The following is a 2704-nucleotide window of genomic DNA, read 5'->3' on the forward strand; positions in this document are numbered from 1 at the left end:
GGTGGCCGAGCACCTGGCCGCTCCGGGGGCCGGCACCACGGCGCCCGCCGGGCCCGCCGCCGCGCCGACGGCCGGCGCGGACCTGGACCCGATCGCCGTCGTCGGTCTGAGCGGCCGCTGGCCGGGCGGCGCGGACAGCCCCGAGCAGCTGTGGGAGCTGCTGCGCTCCGGCCGGGACGCCATCGGCCCGTTCCCGGAGAACCGCGGCTGGGAGCTGGACGAGCTCTACGACCCGGACGGTGAGCGGCCCGGAACCTCCTACACCCGCCAGGGCGGCTTCCTGTACGACGCGGACACCTTCGACGCCGCCTTCTTCGGCCTCGGCCCGCGTGAGGCGGCCGCCACCGACCCGCAGCAGCGACTGCTGCTGGAGTCCGCCTGGGAGCTCACCGAGCGGGCCGGCATCCTTCCCGCCGCGCTGCGCGGCAGCCGGACCGGTGTCTTCGTCGGCGTCACTCCGCCGGAGTACGGGCCTCGGCTGCACCAGGCGGCCGACGGCTACGAGGGCCACGCGCTGACCGGCACCCACACCTCGGTGGCCTCCGGCCGGATCGCCTACGCGCTCGGCCTGGAGGGCCCGGCGATCACCGTGGACACCGCCTGCTCCTCCTCGCTGGTGGCGATCCACCTGGCCGCGCAGGCGCTGCGGTCCGGCGAGTGCGAGCTGGCTCTGGCCGGCGGGGCGACCGTGATGTCCGCGCCCGGCATGTTCACCGAGTTCAGCCGGCAGCACGGCCTGGCCGCCGACGGGCGGTGCAAGCCCTTCGCGGCCGCCGCCGACGGCACCGCCTGGGCCGAGGGGGTCGGCCTGGTGCTGCTGGAGCGGCTCTCCGACGCCCGTCGCAACGGCCACCGGGTGCTGGCGCTGGTGCGCGGCAGCGCGATCAACCAGGACGGCGCCTCCAACGGGCTGACCGCTCCGAACGGCCCCGCGCAGGAGCGGGTGATCCGGCAGGCACTGGCCGCCGCCGGACTGGCGCCCGGCGAGGTGGACGCGGTCGAGGCGCACGGCACCGGGACGGCGCTCGGCGACCCGATCGAGGCCCGCGCGCTGCTGGCCGTCTACGGGCAGGACCGCCCCGCCGAGCGGCCGCTGCTGCTCGGCTCGCTGAAGTCGAACATCGGTCACACCCAGGCCGCGGCCGGGGTGACCGGGGTGATCAAGCTGGTCCAGGCACTGGCGCACGGCGAGCTGCCTGGGACCCTGCACCTGGACGCGCCCTCGCCGCACGTGGACTGGAGCGCGGGCGCCGTGCGGGTGGTGGACCGCACGGTGCCCTGGCCCGGGTCCGGCCGCCCGCGCCGGGCTGCGGTCTCCGCCTTCGGGATCAGCGGCACCAACGCGCACCTGATCCTGGAGGCCGCACCCGAGCCGGTCACCGAGGCTGCTCCGCAGGCCGCGCCCGAGGGGGAAGGGCCGCTGCTGCTCTCCGCGCGGACCGAGGCCGCGCTGCGCGCCCAGGCCGAGCGCCTGCTGCCGGTGGCCGAGCGGGACACCGCCGGCCTCGGTCGCGCGCTGGCCGTCGGCCGCACGCAGTTCGAGCACCGGGCCGCGCTGTTCGGCGAGCCGCTGGCCGGGCTGCGTGCGCTGGCCGAGGGCGGCGAGGCCGCCGGCCTGCTGCGCGGCACCGCCGTGCCCGGCCCGAGGACTGCGGTGCTGTTCTCCGGACAGGGCAGCCAGCGCCCTGGCGCCGGGCGGGAACTGTACGCCGCCGAGCCGGTGTTCACCGCCACGGTGGACGAGATCGCGGAGCTGTTCGACGCCGAGCTCGCCGTGCCGCTGCGCGAGGTTCTGTTCGCCGAGCCGGGCAGCGCGAACGCCGCGCTGCTGGACGACACGGCGTACACCCAGCCGGCCCTGTTCACCCTGCACCTCGCCCTGTACCGGCTGGCCGAGTCCTACGGGGTCCGCCCCGACCAGCTGATCGGCCACTCGGTGGGCGAGTTGAGCGCGGCCCAGCTGGCCGGTGTGTTCTCCCTGCCGGACGCCGTGCGGCTGGTCGCCGCGCGCGGCCGGCTGATGTCGGCGCTGCCCGACGGGGGCGCGATGGCTGCCGTCCAGGCCACCGAGGCCGAGGCGCTGGCCGAACTCGTCCCCGGCGGCGCGGTCTCGATCGCCGCCGTCAACGGCCCCCGCTCGGTGGTGCTCTCCGGGGACGGCGCCGAGGTGCGCCGGCTCGCCGAGGCCTGGCGGGCCCGGGGCCGGCGCACCAAGCTGCTGCAGGTCGGCCGGGCCTTCCACTCCCCGCAGATGGATGCCGTGCTGGCGGATTTCCGGGCGGTCGCCGAAGGGCTGAGCTACGGTGTGCCGCGGCTGCCGGTGGTCTCCAACCTGACCGGAGCGCCTGCCACGGCCGAGGAGTTGGCCGACCCCGACTACTGGGTGCGGCACATCCGCGAGGCGGTCCGGTTCCATCAGGGGGTGCGCACCCTGGACTCCCTCGGGGTCACCGCCTACCTGGAGCTGGGCCCCGGGCCGGTGCTCACCGCGCTCGTCGCGGAGAGTCTGGAGGACGCGCAGGACGCGCAGGACGCGCAGGACGCGGCGGACGCGGCGGAGGGTGCGCCCGCCGAGCGGTCGCGCACGCTGGCCGCCGTACTGCGCGCGGACCGGCCGGAGCGGGTGAGCTTCACCGAGGCGCTGGCCCGCCTGCACCTGCACGGCGTCCCGGTGGACTGGCGGGCCGCCTTCCCGGCCGGCCCG

Annotated in this window: 1 protein-coding gene; it reads left to right on the forward strand. The window is 77.1% G+C overall.

The window, feature by feature from the left end:
• Positions 1-2704 (forward strand): type I polyketide synthase (locus AA75_RS22075; RefSeq protein WP_033821906.1); only part of this gene is annotated, 2704 nt, incomplete at both ends.

This window comes from Kitasatospora sp. MBT63 (genome assembly GCF_000710465.2).
Taxonomy (GTDB): domain Bacteria; phylum Actinomycetota; class Actinomycetes; order Streptomycetales; family Streptomycetaceae; genus Kitasatospora.